Consider the following 17,324-nt stretch of genomic DNA (forward strand, 5'->3'; position numbering starts at 1 on the left):
AAAAACTGCATATATACAAGCAGAATGGGCCACGCTGATGTTTTCATGCACCAACATGTGCATGCCATCCTGATAATATCGTGAAACGCCGCGGCAGGGGGCGCCCGCCTGCAAGCGTATTGTTCCCGCCGGCAAACCAGTATAATTAACGCAGTCTGGGCGGCTTGGGTACTTGCCGTCCGTTTTGCTTTTTGATTCATTCTATTCATTCTTAACGCGGTTCCGCCGCCATCCTGCTCATGCTCGCCCAACAGAAACAAGAAATCATCGCCCTGTTCCAGGCCGCCCTCGCTCCCGTCCTGGCCGGCACTTCGCTTGCGCCTTCCGTGGTGCTCGAGCGACCACGCGACGCATCGCACGGCGACGTCGCCTGCAACATCGCCATGCAACTGGCCAAGCAGCTGAAACAGAATCCGCGCGAACTGGCGCAAACCATCGTCACGGCCGTGCTGGCCAACCCGGCCGGCAAAGGCCTGGTCGAGGCGGTGGAAATCGCCGGCCCCGGCTTCATCAACGTGCGCGTCTCGAACGCCGCGAAACAGGCTGTCGTGAAGACCATCCTGGCCGAAGCCGACCGCTATGGCCGCAGCACGGCCGGCGCCGGCAAGCAGGTGATCCTGGAATTCGTCTCGGCCAACCCGACCGGCCCCCTGCACGTGGGCCATGGCCGCCAGGCGGCCCTGGGCGACGCTTTATCGTCGCTGTTCGACGCGCAAGGCTATCAAGTGACGCGCGAGTTCTACTACAACGACGCGGGCGTGCAGATCCAGACCCTGGCCAATTCCGTGCAGGCGCGCGCGCGCGGCTTCAAGCCGGGCGACGCCGAATGGCCCGAGTCCGCCTACAACGGCGACTACATCGCCGACATCGCCAACGACTTCAAGGCCGGCAAGACCGTGTCGGCCAGCGACGGCTTGCCCGCCACGGCCAACGGCAACGTGGACGACATCGATTCGATCCGCCCGTTCGCCGTCACCTACCTGCGCAACGAGCAGGACATCGACTTGCAGGCGTTTGGCGTGAAGTTCGACAATTACTACCTGGAATCGTCACTGTACGCGGACGGCAAGGTCAACAGCGCCGTGGACACCTTGATCAAGGCGGGCCACACCTACGAGCAGGATGGCGCGCTGTGGCTGCGCACCACCGACTTCGGCGACGACAAGGACCGCGTCATGCGCAAGACGGACGGCACCTACACGTATTTCGTGCCGGACGTGGCGTATCACCTGGTGAAATGGCAACGCGGCTTCGTGCAGGCCATCAACATCCAGGGCAGCGACCACCACGGCACCATCGCCCGCGTGCGCGCCGGCCTGCAGGCCGTCGACATGGGCATCCCGCAAGGCTACCCCGACTACGTGCTGCACAAGATGGTCACCGTCATGAAGGATGGCGAAGAAGTCAAGATCTCGAAACGCGCCGGCTCCTACGTGACCGTGCGCGACCTGATCGAATGGTCGGGCGGCGGCGACATCGCCAAGGGCCGCGACGCCGTGCGCTTCTTCCTGATCTCGCGCAAGGCCGACACGGAATTCGTCTTCGACGTCGACGTGGCGCTGAAAACCACGGATGAAAACCCGGTGTATTACGTGCAGTACGCGCACGCGCGCATCTGCCGCATCCTGGAAAACTGGGGCGGCGATGAAGGCACGATCGCCGACGTCGACCTGTCGCCCCTGACTGCACCGACCGAAGCGACCCTGCTGGCGACCCTGGCCGCCTATCCGGAAACCCTGGCGCGCGCGCAAGCCGAACTGGGACCGCACCAGGTGGCCTTCTACCTGCGCGATCTGGCCGCCAACCTGCACAGCTTCTACTTTGCCGAAAAAGTGCTGGTCGAGGACGAAGCCGTCAAGCTGGCCCGCCTGGCGCTGGTCGTCGCTGCGCGCCAGGTGCTGCGCAACGGCCTGGCACTGATTGGCGTGTCCGCGCCAAGCAAAATGTAATCGCGAAGGTCAAACCGCCAATGAATCACGCTTCCTCTTACGCTTCCCGCGCCACGCCGGTCCGCCGCCAGCAGGGCAACACCCTCGTCGGCATCATCATCGGCCTGGTCATCGGCCTGGGCATCGCCGTGGTGGTCGCCCTGGTGATCACCAAGGGCTCCTCGCCCTTCACCGACAAGTCGAGCCGGGCCGGCAAGTCGGCCGAACCGACGGCCGGCCAGATCGCCGACCCGAACAAGCCGATGTACGGCAACAAGGAAGCGGCCAAGGAAGCGGCGCGCGACTTCTCCAAGGAGCCGCGCGAAATCGGCGCGCCGACGCAGCCGGCCGCCCCTGCCCCCGCGCCAGCGCAGCAGCCGAAGGCGCCGCCACCGGACGCATTGCAGGAGCTGATCGGCACCCTGAAGGACAAGCCGGCGCCGAAAGCCCCTGCAGCCGCCCCGGCGCCACAGGCCAAGGCCGAGACGAAGGGCGAAACCAAGGCCGCCGATGCAGCGGGCGACAAATGGATTTATTATCTGCAGGCCGGCGCCTTCCATGACATGGCAGACGCCGAAAGCACGCGCGGCAAACTGGCCCTGCTGGGCTTTGAAGCGGCCATCAGCGACCGCAGCACCGATGCCGGCGTGCTGCACCGCGTGCGCATCGGGCCGTTCAACCAGCTCGAAGCCATGAACCGCGCACGCACCAAACTGTCCGAAAACGGCATCGATGTCGCCGTCGTCCGCAACCAAAAATAAGGAACCAGCATGCGTTTTCTGAAAAAAGTCCTGTTTGCCGCCGCCCTGTGCGGCATCGCCATGGGCGCGTCGGCCTCGCCGGCCGAGCCAAAGAATGGCGTCGAATACGACACCCTGGCCACGCCGCAAGCCACGGACTCGGGCAAGAAGGTCGAGGTCACGGAATTTTTCGCGTATTACTGCCCCCATTGCAACGTGCTTGAGCCGCAGCTGGCGGCCTGGGTCAAGAAGCAGGGCGACAACATCGTCTTCAAGCGCGTGCACGTCTCGCGCGACGACAGCGTGGCGCCGCAACAGCGCTTGTTCTTCACCCTGCAGGCCATGGGCCTGCTCGACAAGCTGCACGCCAAGGTGTTTAACGCCATGCACGTGGAGCGCAACCGCCTGGCCACCGATGACGCCGTGTTCGACTTCGTCGCCAAGCAGGGCGTGGATCGCCAGAAGTTCATCGACACCTACCGCTCGATGGGCATCTCGGCCCGCGTGCGCAAGACCGACGCCATGATGCAGGCGTATAACGTCACGTTCTGGCCCATGATCGCCATCGACGGCCGCTACATCACCTCGCCTTCGCAGGCGAACCAGGGCAGCAAGTCGGCACAGAACGAAGAACAGCTCAATGCCCAGGCATTGACCGTGATGGACGTGCTGGTGGCGAAAGCCAAAGCGGAAAAGAAGTAAGCATGTCTATCTCCCCGGCGCAGCCCCGGCACGCGCGCATCGCCTGATGCACGGCGTGCCTTACAGCGTCTTCATCACGGGGGCGTCGAGCGGACTGGGCGCCGCCCTGGCGCTGCAGTACGCGCGCCAGGGCGCCCGACTGGGCTTGCTGGCCCGCCGCGGCGACACCCTGCAGCAGCTGATCGCTTCCCTGCCCCACCCTGAACGCCACCGCGCCTACGCCGTCGACGTGTGCGACCACGCCGCATTGAAAAGCGCCGCCGAAGACTTTATCACCCATGCCGGACGCATCGACGTCGTCATCGCCAGCGCCGGCGTGTCGTATGGCACCCTGACGGAGCACGCGGAAGACCTCGATGCCTTCGCCCGTTTGATGGCCATCAACGTCACGGCCACCGTCGCCACCTTTGCTCCCTTCATCGCCGCCATGAAAAGCCAGGGCAGCGGCCGCCTGGTGGGCATCGGCAGCGTGGCCGGCATCCGCGGCCTGCCCGGCGCCGAAGCGTACAGCGCCTCGAAGGCGGCCGTCATCAGCTACTGCGAATCGCTGCGCCTGGAACTCAAGCCGGCCGGCGTGAAGGTCGTCACCATCACGCCCGGCTACATCGACACGCCGATGACGCGGCATAACGCCTACCGCATGCCCTTCCTGATGCCGGCCGAAAAATTCGCCGCACGCGCCGCGCGCGCCATCGCCGACGGCGACAGCTATCGCGTGATCCCGTGGCAGATGGGCGTCGTCGCCAAGCTGCTGCGCGCCCTGCCCAATGCCCTCTACGACATGGCCTTCGCCAACGCGCCGCACAAGGCGCGCAGCAAGCCACCCGGCGACAGCCAGTAAAACCATACCCTCCCCATGACGAAGCACTCAGACCTGAACAGCGCGGCCATCGCCGCCCATTGCGCCACGGGCGCGGCCCACGTGGCCATCGAAGTGGTCGACGAAACCGGCTCGACCAACGCCGACCTGCTGGCGCGCTGCGCCACGCTGGCAGGCCCCACCCTGCGCATCGCCGGCCAGCAGACGGCAGGGCGCGGGCGCGCCGGACGGCCCTGGGTGTCGCAGCCCGATGCCAGCCTGATGTTCTCGCTGGCGTGGCGCTTCAAGGGCCCGCTGCACCGGCTGGTCGGCCTGCCGCTGGCCGTCGGCGTGGCGCTGGCCGAAAGCATGACTGCCCTGGGGGTACCGGTGCAATTGAAGTGGCCGAACGACCTGCTCAAGGATGGCCACAAGCTGGCCGGCATCCTCGTCGAGACGCAGCAGGCGCCGGACGGCGGCGTGTGGGCCGTCATCGGCTGCGGCATCAATTTGCTGATGCCCGATGCGCTGGAACAGCAGATCGGACGCAGCGTCTCGGCCGTGCCGTGGCTGGCGCAGATGGAGCGCAACACCCTGGTGGCGGCGCTCCTGAGCCGCCTGGCCGGCGTGCTGGCCGAATTCGACGACACGGGTTTTGCGCCGTTTACCGAGCGCTGGAACCTGCTGCACGCATGGCAGGGCCAGCACGTGAAAATCCTCGACAACGGCCAATTGCTGCAGCAAGGCGTGGCAGCCGGCGTGGACGAACTGGGACGGCTGCTGCTGCGCGGCGAGGACGGCCTGCAGCACATCATGTCCGGCGACGTTTCCTTGCGCCTGGCACAGGAGTAAGTACATGCTATTGCTGATCGACGCCGGTAACACGCGCATCAAGTGGGCGCTGGCAGCTCCCGCCGGCGCACCCGGCGCCTGGCTGGCCAGCGGCGCCGTGACGCACGCCCAGCTCGATACCTTGCAGGCGGCCTGGCGCAGCCTGGCCATCTCCGCCGTGCTGCTGTCGAACGTGGCGGGAACGGCCATCGGCGCGCGCCTGCGGGCGCAGCTGCCGGCCAGCCTCCCGACGCAAGCCATCGCCACCTTCGCTTCGCTGCCGGCGCTGGCCGGCGTGACGAACGATTACCGCGAGCCGTCGCAACTGGGCTGCGACCGCTTTGCCGCCGCCATCGGCGCCCATGCGCTGGCGCCGGGCCAGGCCGTCATCGTCGCCAATTGCGGCACCGCCACCACCATCGACGCCGTCACGGCCGACGGCGTCTTCCTGGGCGGGATGATCTTGCCGGGACTGGGCCTGATGGCCAGTTCGCTGGCGCGCAATACGGCGCAGTTGCCGCAGATCGCCGGCAACAGTCCCCTGCCGGCCGGTTTCGCCGACAACACGGACGATGCCATCCTGTCGGGCTGCCTGGCGGCGCAGGCGGGCGCCATCGAACGGGCCGTGCGCATGCATGGCGCCAGCGCCTGCCTGCTGTCCGGTGGCGCCGCGCCGCGCATCGCGCCAGCCCTGGCCTTGCCCGTGCCGCTGCACCTGGTGGACAATATCGTCATGCTCGGCCTGCAGGCGGCCGCGCGCGCAGGCGACGAGCCAGGAACTCAAGGAGAACACACGTGCTGAAATTCGTCTTCTGGCTGCTCGCCGGCGTCAACCTGCTGGTGTTCGCCATCGGCCAGGGCTACCTGGGCAGTTTTCGCAGCGAGACGCACGAGCCGGGGCGCCTGAAAAACCAGCTGCAGGCGACCAGGCTCACCCTGCTGACGCAGGAGCAGGCCATGGCGCCCGCGGCGCCAGCCGCCACCGAAGAAACGGCGGCGGCGCCGGCCGTAGCGGCGCCGCCGCTGTCGTACGCATGCACGGAGGTGGGCAATTTCCTGCTGGCCGACGCGCGCCGCTTTGAGGCGCAAGTCGCAGCGCTGGACCTGGGCGACCGCCAGTCGCGCCGCAACGTGGCTGGCCAGGAAGTGTCCAGCTACATGGTGTACATCCCCCCGCAGGGCAGCAAGGAAGGTGCCGACCGCAAGGCCGGCGAATTGAAGCAGCTGGGCGTGACGAATTACTTCATCATGAATGAAAGCAGCCCGACGCGCTGGGGCATTTCACTGGGGGTCTTCAAGTCGGAAAGCGGCGCGCAGACCCAGCTGGCATCGCTGAACAAGCAGGGCGTGCACAGCGCCCGCATCGCTCCCCGCTACACGGCCAGCAAGCAGCTGGCCTACCAGTTCCGCGACCTCGACGCGGCCACGCGCGCGCGCCTGGAAAAGATCAAGGCGCAATTCCCGGACCAAGATCTGCGCAGCTGCAAATAAGCTGCGCCAGGCGCGTCTGGCAAACTATTCAGGGCCAGGCGCCATGCCGCAGGCAGTACGAATGTACGACAAGGCATGGCAACAACGCCATGCACTTTTTCAGGCACCTACCGCTGGATGACGATGGGCTTGATCCCGGTCGATTCCGGCAAGCTGGCCGCCGCCCGTGCCGCATCGGCACGGCTGGAAAACGGGCCGCCATACAGACGGAACAGATTGCCTGCCTGCACCACGCCCAGGGTCCCCAGGGCCGTGTACGGCGCCAGGCGCGCGCGCCCCGTTTCCGCATTGTCGGCGCGCGAATACGCACCCAGCTGCAGATAGAAGCCGCTTTCCAGCGCTGCCGGCGCCGGTGCCGCGACCGTCGCGTCGACGGCGACCAATTGCGACGACACGACCGGCTGCACCACTTCTCCCGTTTCCACCGGCGTATCGATGGAAATGGCCACCACCGATGGCGTCAGCGGCGCCGGCTTCGGCGCCGCGCGGGCGGCCAGGATGGCATCGATATCGGCCGGCAGCAGCCGCTCGACCACCACCTGGTGGCTCCCTTTGCCCAGGAAGCCCAGTTTCAGCGCCGCCGTGTACGACACGTCGATGACGCGCGTGGCGTGGAACGGTCCGCGATCGTTGATGCGCACGATCACCTGCTCGCCGCTGTCGATGCTCGTCACGCGCGCATACGAGGGAATCGGCAAGGTCGGGTGGGCCGCCGTCATCTTGTACATGTCGTAGATCTCGCCCGACGAAGTGCGCTGGCCATGGAATTTCTTGCCATACCAGGTGCCCGTGCCCTTCTGGGTAAACGGCTCGTTGTCGGTGATCGGCGTGTAGGTCTTGCCGAAGACGACGTAGGGACGGTTCGAGCGCGTGGAATACGGCTCGTTGCGCACTTCCGCATCGGGCACGTCGCGCAGGTTGGGCGGGGGATTGTCGCCCGGGCCATCGTCCTTGTAGTAGCCGCCGCGCCCGGACCCGGCCGCCGGCAACGCCGGCAGGGTGGGGTCCTGGCGCACTGGCACCTTGACCTTGCCGCCGGACGGCAGCGGCACGTTGCCCGAGCCGGACTTGGTCGGCGTGGTGCCGCAGGCGGCCAGGGTCAGCAGGACGGCCAGCAGTGTGGCAACATTCGGCCCGCGCATAGCGAGCGTGTCGAAAGGCGCGCGCATCAGGTCTGCACCAGCTTGCGATGACGCTGAATGCTCATCAGGATGCCGGTGGCCACGCCCAGGGTCAGCAGCGCAGTGCCGCCGTAGCTGAGGAAAGGCAGGGGCACGCCGACCACCGGCAAAATGCCGCTGACCATGCCCATGTTTACAAAGGCGTAAGTAAAGAAAATCATCGTTATCGCTCCTGCCAGCAGGCGAGTGAAAAAACTGGGGGCATTGGCGGCGATCATCAGCCCCCGTCCCACCAGCAGCAAATACATCAGCATCAGGATCAAGTTGCCGACCAGGCCGAACTCCTCGGAATACACGGCAAAAATGAAGTCGGTGGTGCGTTCAGGAACGAATTCCAGGTGGGCTTGCGTGCCATGCGTCCAGCCTTTGCCAGTCATGCCGCCGGAACCGATGGCGATGATGGACTGGATGATGTGGAAGCCCTTGCCCAGCGGGTCCTTGGTCGGGTCGATCAGCATCATCACGCGGTCGCGCTGGTAGTCGTGCATGTGCGACCAGGCGACGGGCAGGTAGCAGCCAACGACGAGGAACAGGCCCAGCATCACCTTCCACGACAGGCCGGCGAGGAAAATCACGGTAAAGCCGGCCGCCACCACCAGCAGCGCCGTGCCCAGGTCGGGCTGGCGCGCAATCAGGTACACGGGCACGAGCAGCAGCACGGCCGCGATCAGGAAGGATTTCCAGCGCAGCAAACCGGCATTTTGCTGGAAAAACCAGGCCAGCATCAGCGGCGTGGCGATCTTCAGGAACTCGGACGGCTGGATGTCGATCACGCCGATGTGCAGCCAGCGCCGCGCGCCGAGCTTGATGGTGCCGAACAGCGCCACGGCCACCAGCAGCAGCACCGAGACCGTGTACGCGGGCACGGCAATGCGCATCATCATCTGCGGCGTGACATTGGCCGCCACCCACATGACGAAAAAGCACAGCAGGATGTTGCGCAGATGGTCCTCGATCTTGCCGGGGATGCCGATGCTGGCCGAATACAGGGTCAGCAAACTGGTGCTGAGCAGCATCAGGATGATGATCATCAGCGGCGGATCGAACACCGCCAGGTAGGGTTTGGCGCGCCGCCACAGCGAGCGCCTCTCGTTAATGGGCATGTGCTTCCTTAGTGCCTTGGGGTCGGGCGCGCCGCCATGGCGAGCGCCTCTCGTAATAAGTCAGGTTTCATTGCTGTCTGGCAGGCGCCGCCGGGGCAGCCTGCTCGTCCGTGATTTCTTCCAGGGTGCGCACTTCGTCGACATCTTCCTTGGGCACCTTGGTGGTGTCCTTTTCCTTGTCGCTCGGGCGCTTGCCCAGCAGGTAGTAGTCGAGCGCCTTGCGCGCGATCGGCGCGGCCACGCCGGCGCCGAAGCCCGCGTTTTCCACCACGATGGCTATCGCGATGCGCGGCTTGTCAGCCGGCGCGAAGGCCGTAAACAGGGCGTTGTCGCGCAGGCGTTCGGCCAGCAGCTTGGCGTTGTACTTCTCGTTCTTCTTGATGCCCACCACCTGCGCCGTGCCCGTCTTGCCGCCCACCGTATACTGCACGCCGGCGAAGATGCGCGCGGCCGTGCCGCCCTGTTCGCTGGTCACGCCCACCATGGCGCGCTTGATGGTATCGATGTTTTCCTGCTTGAGCGGGATGCGGTAGCTTTCCTTCGGCACCGTCAGGGTGCGTGCGCGCGTGCTGGCGTCTTCGATGATCTTCACCAGATGCGGCTTCATCACCACGCCGTTATTGGCCAGGTTGGCCGTCGCGTGGGCGATCTGCAACGGCGTATAGGAATTGTAGCCGGAACCGTTACTCACCGAAATCGTGTCGCCGCCCACCCATTTTTTCTGTTGCGGCGTCTTGAAGCGGTTGCGCTTCCATTCCGTCGACGGCAGCACGCCCGTCTTTTCGTTATTCAGGTCGATGCCCGTCAGCTGGCCGAAGCCGAACGGCTTCATGAAGTCGTGGATGGCATCGATGCCCATGTCGCGCCCCAGCTGGTAATAATAGGTGTTGCACGAGACGACGATGGACTTGTGCATGTCGACCGTGCCGTGGCCGCCCACCTTGTCGTCGCGGAAGGTGTGCCCGCCCAGGATGAAGAAGCCGGGGTCGGAAATCGACTGGCTCGGCGTGCGCTTGCCCAGCTCCAGCGCGGCCAGCGCCATGAAGGGCTTGAAGGTCGAACCAGGCGCATAGGTGCCGGACAGGGGACGGTTGACCATCGGCCGGTCCAGCGAGGTATTGAGCTCGTTCCAGCTTTGCTGGTCGATGCCGTCGACGAACAGGTTGGGGTCGTAGCCTGGCTTGGAGACGTAGGCCAGGATGTCGCCCGTGGCCGGGTCGATCGCCACGGCCGCGCCGCGCCATTCGCCGAACGCTTCCTCGACCACCTTCTGCAGTTCGATGTCGATCGACAGGATCAGGTTGTTGCCGGGCGTGGCGGCAGTGCGCGACAGGGTGCGCATGGCGCGTCCGCCGGCCGACACTTCCACCTCTTCATAGCCGGTGGTGCCATGCAGCTGCTTCTCGTAGCTTTTCTCCAGGCCTTCCTTGCCGATATGGTCGGTGCCGTTGTAATTGGCCGCGTCCTCGCCCTCTTCCAGGGTCTTGGCTTCATTGCGGTTGATGCGGCCGATGAAGCCCACCACGTGCGAGGCGATCTCGCCCATCGGATACTGGCGGAACAGGCGCGCCTGCACTTCCACGCCCGGGAAGCGGAAACGCTGCGCCGTGAAGCGCGCCACTTCCTCGTCCGTCAGGCGCGTGCGCAGGGGCACGCTGACGAAATTCTTCGACTCTTCCAGCAGTTTCTTGAAGCGGCGGCGGTCCTTGATGTCGACCTGGATCAGGGTCGACAGCTCGTCGATCACGGAATCGAGGCTGGCACTGAGTTTCGACGGCGTGATTTCCAGCGTGTAGGCCGAGTAATTGCGCGCCAGGACCACGCCATTGCGGTCGAGGATCAGGCCCCGCGTGGGCACGATGGGCACGACGGCGATGCGGTTGTCCTCGGCCTTGGTGGCGTAATCCTCGTGCTTGATCACCTGCAGCCAGATGAAGCGCGCCAGCAGCAGCGAAAAGCAGACGAAGACGAGCCCGCCCAGCACGGTCAGGCGCATGCGGAAAAAATGCAGTTCGCGCTCGGTATTCTTAAGTTCAGTCATGGCAGGCGCCCGTCAAATCGGCCGATTGTGGTCGCGGTCCACGGCGCGGCGCTGCGGCGCCAGCAGGATCCAGGTGACGAAGGGCCACAGGGCCACGGCAACGAAGCTCTCGATGAAGTTGAGCCAGCCGGGAAAGCGCCCCGAGACGATCAAGCGCGTCAGCAGTTGCAGCGCCTGCGTCAGCAGCAGCAGCGGCAGCACGTGCAGCGCCTGCGTCATGATGGGGAACCACAGCACGCGGCGGTGCATCATGATGGCAAAGTACGACAGCAGGGTGTAGGCCAGCGCGTTCTCGCCCAGCAGGGTCGAGTCGTGCACGTCCATCATCAGGCCCATGAAGAATGCCACGCCGATGCCGACCTTGCGCGGCTGGTGGATGCCCCAGAAGACCAGCACGAGGGCGACGAAATCGGGCACGCCGACGAACTGTCCCCATGGCAGCAAGTTCAGCAGAAACGCGCACAGCAGGGAAAAGCCGATGAACAGGGGGCTGACGGGCAGCAGGATGTAGTGCGGGCGGTTCATCGTGTCGCCTCCTTCGGTGGCACGGCGGCCGGCGCTGGCGTCGCGGCCGGCGCAGTTGCCGGCTTCGGCGCAGGTGCAGCAGGCGGCTTCGCCGCTGGCGCCGTCGCCGCATTGGCGGCGGGCGCGGCGGCCGGGGTTGTCGCCGCCGGGTCCTTGATCGGCGCCATCTTGCCGGCGATCTTGCGGCCCGTCTTGACATCTTCGGCGGGCGGACGCGGTGGAATCTCGGGCGACGTCATCAGAATGAGCAGCTGGGTATTGCGTTCGATGCCGGCCAGCGGCTGGCACACGACACGGCCGAACGGGCCGTGCGCATTGCGTTCGACCAGAGTCACGCGCGCCACGGCCAGGCCGGCAGGGTACAGGCCATCGAGACCGGAGGTAATGACGATGTCGCCGATCTGGATGTCGGCGCTGGGGGCCGTGAAGCGCAGTTCCATCGTGCCGGACTTGCCGCGGCCGATGGCCACGCTGCGCACACCGTTGCGCAGCAGCTGCACGGGAATGGCCTGCTCTTCATCCGTCAGCAGAGTCACTTCGGACGTAAACGGGAAGACGCGCGTGACCTGTCCCACCACGCCCAGGTTGTCGATCACGGGACGGCCCAGTTCGACACCGTTCTGGATGCCGCGGTCGAGCACGATCTTGCGCGTGGCCGAATCGCGCGTGTCATACAGCACTTCGGCCAACTGGGTCTTGACGGGCACGCGCTCGCGCGCCTCCATCAGTTTGCGCAAATGGTTGTTTTCCACGATGTTGAGCTGCGCCTGCTGCAGGATCTGCGCCGAGGCGATCTGTTCGTGCTTCAGGTCGCGCACCTGTTTTTCCAGGGCGGACAGCGAAGAAAAGTAATTGCCGACGCCGAGCGCCACGTCGCGCGGCACCAGGGCCGCCATCTGCACCGGATACAGCACGGTGCCGACGGCCTGGCGCACGGCCGTCAGCGCGTGCATGCGCGAATCGACCAGCAGCAGGGCGATAGAAATGCCGGCGAACACCATCATCTTGACGCGGGCAGAGGCGCCTTGTTTGAAAAGTGGCGGAGGACTGTATTCCATGACATCCAATAATCAGGCGCAGTGCGCCAACGTACAGGCCCCGGGCAAACGCCGGCGCCAAAACCAAAAAAAGGCCGGAGATGGTTTCCGGCCCTTCTGTCAGATTATTCGTAGGAGAAGATCGAGCCGAGCTTGTCCATACGTTCCAGTGCCATACCGGAACCGCGCACCACGCAGGTGAGCGGGTCCTCGGCCACCAGCACCGGCAGGCCGGTTTCCTCCATCAGCAGGCGGTCCAGGTCGCGCAGCAGTGCGCCGCCGCCCGTCAGCATCATGCCTTTTTCGGCGATGTCAGCGCCCAGTTCCGGCGGCGTCTGTTCCAGCGCGTTCTTCACGGCCGAGACGATGTTGTTCAGCGGATCCGTCAGCGCTTCGAGGATCTCGTTGCTGGAAATGGTGAACGAACGGGGGATGCCTTCGGACAGATTGCGGCCCTTGACTTCCATTTCCTTCACTTCCGAACCCGGGAAGGCCGAACCGATGGCCTTCTTGATGGCTTCGGCCGTCTGTTCGCCGATCAGCATGCCGTAGTTGCGGCGGATGTAGTTGACGATGGCTTCATCGAACTTGTCGCCGCCGACGCGTACGGAACCCTTGTAGACCATGCCGCCCAGCGAGATGATGCCCACTTCCGTCGTGCCGCCGCCGATGTCGACCACCATCGAGCCCGTCGCTTCCGACACGGGCAGGCCCGCGCCGATGGCCGCTGCCATCGGTTCTTCGATCAGGTATACCTGCGAGGCGCCGGCGCCCAGGGCCGATTCGCGGATCGCGCGGCGCTCGACCTGGGTCGAACCGCACGGCACGCAAATGATGATGCGCGGCGAAGGACGGAAGAATTTCGAGTCGTGCACCATGCGGATGAACTGCTTGAGCATCTGCTCGGTCACGGTGAAGTCGGCGATCACGCCATCTTTCATCGGACGAATCGCTTCGATATTGCCCGGCACCTTGCCCAGCATCTGCTTGGCTTCCTTGCCGACTGCCTGAATGGTCTTCTTGCCATTCGGACCGCCTTCCTGGCGGATGGCGACGACGGATGGCTCGTCCAGGACGATACCGAGGCCGCGTACATAAATAAGAGTGTTGGCCGTGCCCAAGTCAATGGCCAGATCGGTGGAGATATACCTGCGTAAAAAACCAAACATGAGTGTCCTGTAGCGCATCGAGCTGCGCAAAAGCTGTTTATGGGGAGTTTCAAAGCGGGCGCTTTCAGGCACCCTGAAAATCCATGAAGGCGATTTTTCCGGGTTTCGCTTGGCGCTTGCGCAATCTTTTCTATGCTGCGGCAGCGGTCCATCAGCGCCGGCAACGCATTAACCCGCCATTCTACCTTATAATTTGAATGCGATTTGCCCAAAAACCATGGAAAAGTGCGACTCTTGCAGCCGCGAGTTACGCGGCATTCCTCGGTTTTTGTGAGCAAAAGAGCAGTAAATACCCGCGTTTTATCAAAACGCCAACTTAATACTAATGCGCGGCACTCCGCGCCATTTGCCATGTCCCTGACACTATCCGACGTAAAACGCATCGCCCACCTGGCACAACTTGAAATGGCCGACGACCAGGCCGTCACGTCGCTGGATCAATTGAACAAAATTTTTGCACTGGCCGAGCAAATGCAAGCCGTCAATACCGATGGCGTGGCACCCTTGAGCCACCCGCTGGCCGCCCACATGGACAATATCGCCCTGCGCCTGCGCGAGGACGTCGCCACCGAGCAGAATCGCCGCGACGCCTACCAGGCCGTGGCGCCGAAAGTGCAGGACGGACTCTACCTCGTGCCAAAAGTGATCGAATAAGCATCTTTCGCGTTCTCGCTGAGTACGCTCGTCTTCCGCCGAATAAAATCAAATAGAAACGCCATGCATACAAAATCCATCAAACAGCTGTCCACGCTTTTGCAGAACAAGGAAATTTCCGCCGTTGCACTGGCGACGCATTTTCTCGACCGCATCGCAGCAGACAACTCGAACGCCTTCCTGCACGTCGACCGTGCCCTGACCCTGGCGCAAGCTGCCGAAGCCGATGCGCGCATCGCCGCCGGCACGGCCACGCCATTGACGGGCGTGCCGATCGCGCACAAGGACCTGTTCGTGACGAAAGGCTGGCGCACCACGGCCGGCTCGAAGATGCTGGCCAACTACGCCAGTCCGTTTGACGCCACCGTGGTGGAAAAATTCCAGGCGGCCGGCATGGTCACCCTGGGCAAGGTCAATTGCGACGAATTCGCCATGGGTTCCGGCAACGAAAACTCGGCCTTCGGCGCCGTGCAGAACCCCTGGGACAAGACGGCCGTGCCGGGCGGCTCGTCCGGTGGTTCGGCGGCCGCCGTGGCGGCTGGCCTGACGCCGGCGGCCACCGGCACCGACACGGGCGGCTCGATCCGCCAGCCGGCCGCCTTTTGCGGCATCACCGGCATCAAGCCGACCTATGGCCGCGTCTCGCGCTTCGGCATGATCGCCTTTGCCTCTTCGCTGGACCAGGGCGGCCCGATGGCCCGCTCGGCCGAAGACTGTGCCCTGCTCTTGAGCGCCATGGCCGGCTTCGACGAGCGCGACTCGACCAGCCTGTCGCCGGAACAGGGCGGCGTGACGGAAGATTTTTCGCGCGAACTGGGCCAGCCCCTGACGGGCCTGCGCATCGGCGTGCCGCGCGAGTATTTCGGCGAGGGCCTGGCCAAGGACGTGGAAGCGGCCGTGCGCGGCGCGCTGGCGCAGTATGAAAAGCTGGGCGCCACCCTGGTCGACATCTCGCTGCCGAACACCGCCCTGTCGATTCCCGCCTACTACATGATCGCCCCGGCCGAAGCGTCGTCGAACCTGTCGCGCTACGACGGCGTGCGCTACGGCCACCGCGCTAGCGAGTACAAGGACCTGCAGGACATGTACAAGAAGTCGCGCGCCGAAGGCTTCGGCCCGGAAGTGCAGCGCCGCATCATGGTCGGCACCTACGTGCTGTGCCACGGCTATTACGACGCCTACTACCTGAAGGCGCAGAAGATCCGCCGCCTCATCGCACAGGACTTCGACGCCGTCCTGAATGGCCCGAACGCCGTCTGCGACGTCATCATGGGCCCCGTCGCGCCGACCGTCGCCTGGGACCTGGGCGACAAGACGGACGACCCGGTGGCGAACTACCTGGCCGACATCTACACCCTGTCGACCAGCCTGGCCGGCCTGCCCGGCATGTCGATCCCTTGCGGTTTCGGCGAAGGCGAGAAAAACGGCAAGCGTCCCGTCGGCCTGCAAATCATCGGCAACTACTTTGGCGAAGCCAGGCTGCTGAACGTGGCCCACCAATTCCAGCAAGTGACGGACTGGCATACGCGCAGCCCGGCCGGCATCTAAGAACAAACGCGCCGCCACTGGCGGCGCCACCAAATTAAGCGAGAACACTATGCAATGGGAAGTCGTCATCGGTCTTGAGAACCACGTGCAGCTCACGACCGAATCCAAAATCTTCAGCGGTTCGCCGATCAAGTACGGCGCCGAAGCCAACACGCAGGCCAGCCCCGTCGACCTGGCCCTGCCGGGCGTGCTGCCCGTGATGAACAAGCAGGCCGTCGACCGCGCCATCCGCTTCGGCCTGGCCGTGGGTGCCACCGTGGCGCCGCACTCGGTCTTCGCGCGCAAGAACTATTTTTATCCGGATTCACCGAAGGGTTATCAGATCAGCCAGTTCGAGGACCCGGTCGTCATCGGCGGCGCCCTGACCTTCGGCTATGAAAAGGATGGCGAATTCGTCACCAAGACGGTCAACCTGACGCGCGCCCACCTGGAAGAAGACGCGGGCAAGTCGCTGCACGAAGACTATGCGGGCATGAGCGGCATCGACTTGAACCGCGCCGGCACGCCGCTGCTGGAAATCGTCTCGGAACCGGAAATCCGCAGCGCCGCCGAAGCCGTGGCCTACGCCAAGGCCCTGCACTCGCTGGTCATGTGGCTGGGCGTTTGCGACGGCAACATGCAGGAAGGCTCGTTCCGCTGCGACGTCAACGTCTCCGTGCGCCCCGTCGGCCAGAAGGAATTCGGCACGCGCTGCGAAATCAAGAACCTGAACTCCTTCCGCTTCATCGAGGAAGCCGTGCACGTCGAAGTGCGCCGCCAGATCGAGCTGATCGAAGACGGCGGCAAGGTCGTGCAGGCGACGCGCCTGTACGACCCGGACCGCAAGGAAACGCGTGAAATGCGCAGCAAGGAAGACGCCCAGGATTACCGCTACTTCCCGGACCCGGACCTGCCGCCGCTGGTCATCTCGCAGGAGTGGATCGACCAGGTCAAGGCCTCGATGCCGGAGCTGCCGGCCGCCATGCGCGCGCGCTTCATCAGCGAATACGCCCTGCCGGAATACGATGCCCTGGTACTGACGCAGTCGAAAGCCATGGCCACCTATTTCGTCGCCGTCGTCGACAAGGCCGGCAAGGAAAATGCCAAGGCCGCCGCCAACTGGCTGATGGGCGACGTGTCGTCGACCGTCAACCGCGAAGGCGTGGACCTGGATGACGCCCCGGTCTCTCCGGCGCAGCTGGCCGCCATGCTCAAGCGCATTGCCGACGGCACCATCTCGAACAAGGCGGCAAAGGAAGTCTTCGCCGGCATGTGGGAAGCCAAGTCCGGCGACGAGAACCTGGTCGACACCGTCATCGATGCCAAGGGCCTGAAGCAGATCTCCGACACGGGTGCCCTGGAAGCCATCGTCGACGAAGTGCTGGCAGCGAACGCCAAGTCGGTGGAGCAGTACCGCGCCGGCAAGGAAGCGGCCATCAATGCGCTGATCGGCCAAGCCATGAAAGCGTCGAAAGGCAAGGCCAACCCGGCCCAGCTGACGGAACTGCTGAAGGCCAAGCTGGCGGGATAATTTTTTACGCTCCCTCCAAAAAAGACGCTGCGGCGTCTTTTTTTTCGCCCGTAGAACCCACGCAT

The 17,324-nt window shown here is 64.6% G+C and carries 16 protein-coding genes; 10 read left to right on the plus strand and 6 right to left on the minus strand.

Going from position 1 to position 17,324, the window contains the following annotated elements; all coding sequences use genetic code 11:
• Positions 1-239: 239 nt before the first annotated feature.
• Genes argS through EBS11_RS18525 form a run of 7 tightly spaced genes read left to right on the plus strand, consistent with a single transcriptional unit; the run spans position 240 to position 6,491 of the window.
• Complete coding sequence (argS, locus tag EBS11_RS18495; protein ID WP_290605128.1) at positions 240-1,949, plus strand: arginine--tRNA ligase; 1,710 nt, start codon at positions 240-242, stop codon at positions 1,947-1,949.
• Between the two features lie 20 nt (positions 1,950-1,969).
• Positions 1,970-2,689 carry an SPOR domain-containing protein gene (locus EBS11_RS18500; protein ID WP_290605130.1) on the plus strand — a complete coding sequence of 240 codons (720 nt, stop codon included), beginning with the start codon at positions 1,970-1,972 and terminating at the stop codon, positions 2,687-2,689.
• Positions 2,690-2,698: 9 nt separating this feature from the next.
• The gene (locus EBS11_RS18505; RefSeq protein ID WP_290605132.1) at positions 2,699-3,370 is read left to right on the plus strand and encodes a thiol:disulfide interchange protein DsbA/DsbL; all 672 of its coding nucleotides are present in this window, start codon (positions 2,699-2,701) and stop codon (positions 3,368-3,370) included.
• Between the two features lie 46 nt (positions 3,371-3,416).
• On the plus strand, positions 3,417-4,211 hold the full coding sequence (locus EBS11_RS18510; protein ID WP_290605134.1) for an SDR family oxidoreductase: 795 nt from the start codon (positions 3,417-3,419) through the stop codon (positions 4,209-4,211).
• A gap of 15 nt (positions 4,212-4,226) precedes the next feature.
• Positions 4,227-5,021 carry a biotin--[acetyl-CoA-carboxylase] ligase gene (locus EBS11_RS18515; protein WP_290605136.1) on the plus strand — a complete coding sequence of 265 codons (795 nt, stop codon included), beginning with the start codon at positions 4,227-4,229 and terminating at the stop codon, positions 5,019-5,021.
• Between the two features lie 4 nt (positions 5,022-5,025).
• The gene (locus EBS11_RS18520) at positions 5,026-5,802 is read left to right on the plus strand and encodes a type III pantothenate kinase (protein ID WP_290605138.1); all 777 of its coding nucleotides are present in this window, start codon (positions 5,026-5,028) and stop codon (positions 5,800-5,802) included.
• On the plus strand, positions 5,796-6,491 hold the full coding sequence (locus tag EBS11_RS18525) for an SPOR domain-containing protein (protein ID WP_290605140.1): 696 nt from the start codon (positions 5,796-5,798) through the stop codon (positions 6,489-6,491). Before EBS11_RS18520 ends, EBS11_RS18525 begins: the two co-directional genes overlap by 7 nt.
• A 107-nt stretch (positions 6,492-6,598) precedes the next feature.
• Here EBS11_RS18525 and EBS11_RS18530 read toward each other — a convergent pair whose 3' ends face one another.
• The 6 genes from EBS11_RS18530 to EBS11_RS18555 form a co-directional block, all read right to left on the minus strand.
• Positions 6,599-7,660, minus strand: coding sequence for a septal ring lytic transglycosylase RlpA family protein (locus EBS11_RS18530; protein ID WP_290605142.1), 1,062 nt, complete (start codon positions 7,658-7,660; stop codon positions 6,599-6,601).
• Positions 7,660-8,775 (minus strand): rod shape-determining protein RodA, encoded by a 1,116-nt coding sequence (gene rodA / locus EBS11_RS18535; RefSeq protein ID WP_290605143.1) that lies wholly within the window; start codon positions 8,773-8,775, stop codon positions 7,660-7,662. Before rodA ends, EBS11_RS18530 begins: the two co-directional genes overlap by 1 nt.
• Positions 8,776-8,842: 67 nt before the next feature.
• Entirely contained in the window at positions 8,843-10,816 is a 1,974-nt protein-coding gene (gene mrdA / locus EBS11_RS18540; RefSeq protein WP_290605145.1) for a penicillin-binding protein 2, read from the minus strand.
• A 12-nt stretch (positions 10,817-10,828) separates the two neighbouring features.
• Entirely contained in the window at positions 10,829-11,341 is a 513-nt protein-coding gene (gene mreD, locus EBS11_RS18545) for a rod shape-determining protein MreD (protein ID WP_092716741.1), read from the minus strand.
• Positions 11,338-12,399, minus strand: a complete 1,062-nt coding sequence (mreC, locus tag EBS11_RS18550) for a rod shape-determining protein MreC (protein ID WP_290605150.1) — start codon at positions 12,397-12,399, stop codon at positions 11,338-11,340. The genes mreD and mreC overlap by 4 nt, the downstream gene beginning before the upstream one ends.
• 104 nt (positions 12,400-12,503) lie before the next feature.
• Entirely contained in the window at positions 12,504-13,547 is a 1,044-nt protein-coding gene (locus EBS11_RS18555; RefSeq protein ID WP_010393186.1) for a rod shape-determining protein, read from the minus strand.
• 351 nt (positions 13,548-13,898) lie between these two features.
• Between EBS11_RS18555 and gatC the strand changes: the two genes are divergently transcribed.
• The 3 genes from gatC to gatB all read left to right on the plus strand — a co-directional run bounded on the left by gatC (position 13,899) and on the right by gatB (position 17,259).
• Positions 13,899-14,201 (plus strand): Asp-tRNA(Asn)/Glu-tRNA(Gln) amidotransferase subunit GatC, encoded by a 303-nt coding sequence (gene gatC / locus EBS11_RS18560; protein WP_290605160.1) that lies wholly within the window; start codon positions 13,899-13,901, stop codon positions 14,199-14,201.
• A gap of 63 nt (positions 14,202-14,264) precedes the next feature.
• Positions 14,265-15,749: an Asp-tRNA(Asn)/Glu-tRNA(Gln) amidotransferase subunit GatA gene (gene gatA, locus EBS11_RS18565; protein ID WP_290605162.1), complete on the plus strand. Its 1,485-nt coding sequence runs from the start codon at positions 14,265-14,267 to the stop codon at positions 15,747-15,749.
• Positions 15,724-17,259 carry an Asp-tRNA(Asn)/Glu-tRNA(Gln) amidotransferase subunit GatB gene (gene gatB / locus EBS11_RS18570; protein ID WP_290605212.1) on the plus strand — a complete coding sequence of 512 codons (1,536 nt, stop codon included), beginning with the start codon at positions 15,724-15,726 and terminating at the stop codon, positions 17,257-17,259. Before gatA ends, gatB begins: the two co-directional genes overlap by 26 nt.
• Positions 17,260-17,324 lie beyond the last annotated feature (65 nt).

This window comes from Janthinobacterium sp. (genome assembly GCF_009923995.1).
In the GTDB taxonomy this organism is placed as follows: domain Bacteria; phylum Pseudomonadota; class Gammaproteobacteria; order Burkholderiales; family Burkholderiaceae_D; genus Janthinobacterium.

Excerpts from the sequence above, each read along its gene's own strand:
- argS (WP_290605128.1), top strand. The coding sequence starts at position 240 with ATGCTCGCCCAACAGAAACAAGAAATCATCGCCCTGTTCCAGGCCGCC.
- EBS11_RS18500 (WP_290605130.1), top strand. The coding sequence starts at position 1,970 with ATGAATCACGCTTCCTCTTACGCTTCCCGCGCCACGCCGGTCCGCCGC.
- EBS11_RS18505 (WP_290605132.1), top strand. The coding sequence starts at position 2,699 with ATGCGTTTTCTGAAAAAAGTCCTGTTTGCCGCCGCCCTGTGCGGCATC.
- EBS11_RS18510 (WP_290605134.1), top strand. The coding sequence starts at position 3,417 with ATGCACGGCGTGCCTTACAGCGTCTTCATCACGGGGGCGTCGAGCGGA.
- EBS11_RS18515 (WP_290605136.1), top strand. The coding sequence starts at position 4,227 with ATGACGAAGCACTCAGACCTGAACAGCGCGGCCATCGCCGCCCATTGC.
- EBS11_RS18520 (WP_290605138.1), top strand. The coding sequence starts at position 5,026 with ATGCTATTGCTGATCGACGCCGGTAACACGCGCATCAAGTGGGCGCTG.
- EBS11_RS18530 (WP_290605142.1), bottom strand. The coding sequence starts at position 7,660 with ATGCGCGCGCCTTTCGACACGCTCGCTATGCGCGGGCCGAATGTTGCC.
- rodA (WP_290605143.1), bottom strand. The coding sequence starts at position 8,775 with ATGCCCATTAACGAGAGGCGCTCGCTGTGGCGGCGCGCCAAACCCTAC.
- mrdA (WP_290605145.1), bottom strand. The coding sequence starts at position 10,816 with ATGACTGAACTTAAGAATACCGAGCGCGAACTGCATTTTTTCCGCATG.
- mreD (WP_092716741.1), bottom strand. The coding sequence starts at position 11,341 with ATGAACCGCCCGCACTACATCCTGCTGCCCGTCAGCCCCCTGTTCATC.
- mreC (WP_290605150.1), bottom strand. The coding sequence starts at position 12,399 with ATGGAATACAGTCCTCCGCCACTTTTCAAACAAGGCGCCTCTGCCCGC.
- EBS11_RS18555 (WP_010393186.1), bottom strand. The coding sequence starts at position 13,547 with ATGTTTGGTTTTTTACGCAGGTATATCTCCACCGATCTGGCCATTGAC.
- gatC (WP_290605160.1), top strand. The coding sequence starts at position 13,899 with ATGTCCCTGACACTATCCGACGTAAAACGCATCGCCCACCTGGCACAA.
- gatA (WP_290605162.1), top strand. The coding sequence starts at position 14,265 with ATGCATACAAAATCCATCAAACAGCTGTCCACGCTTTTGCAGAACAAG.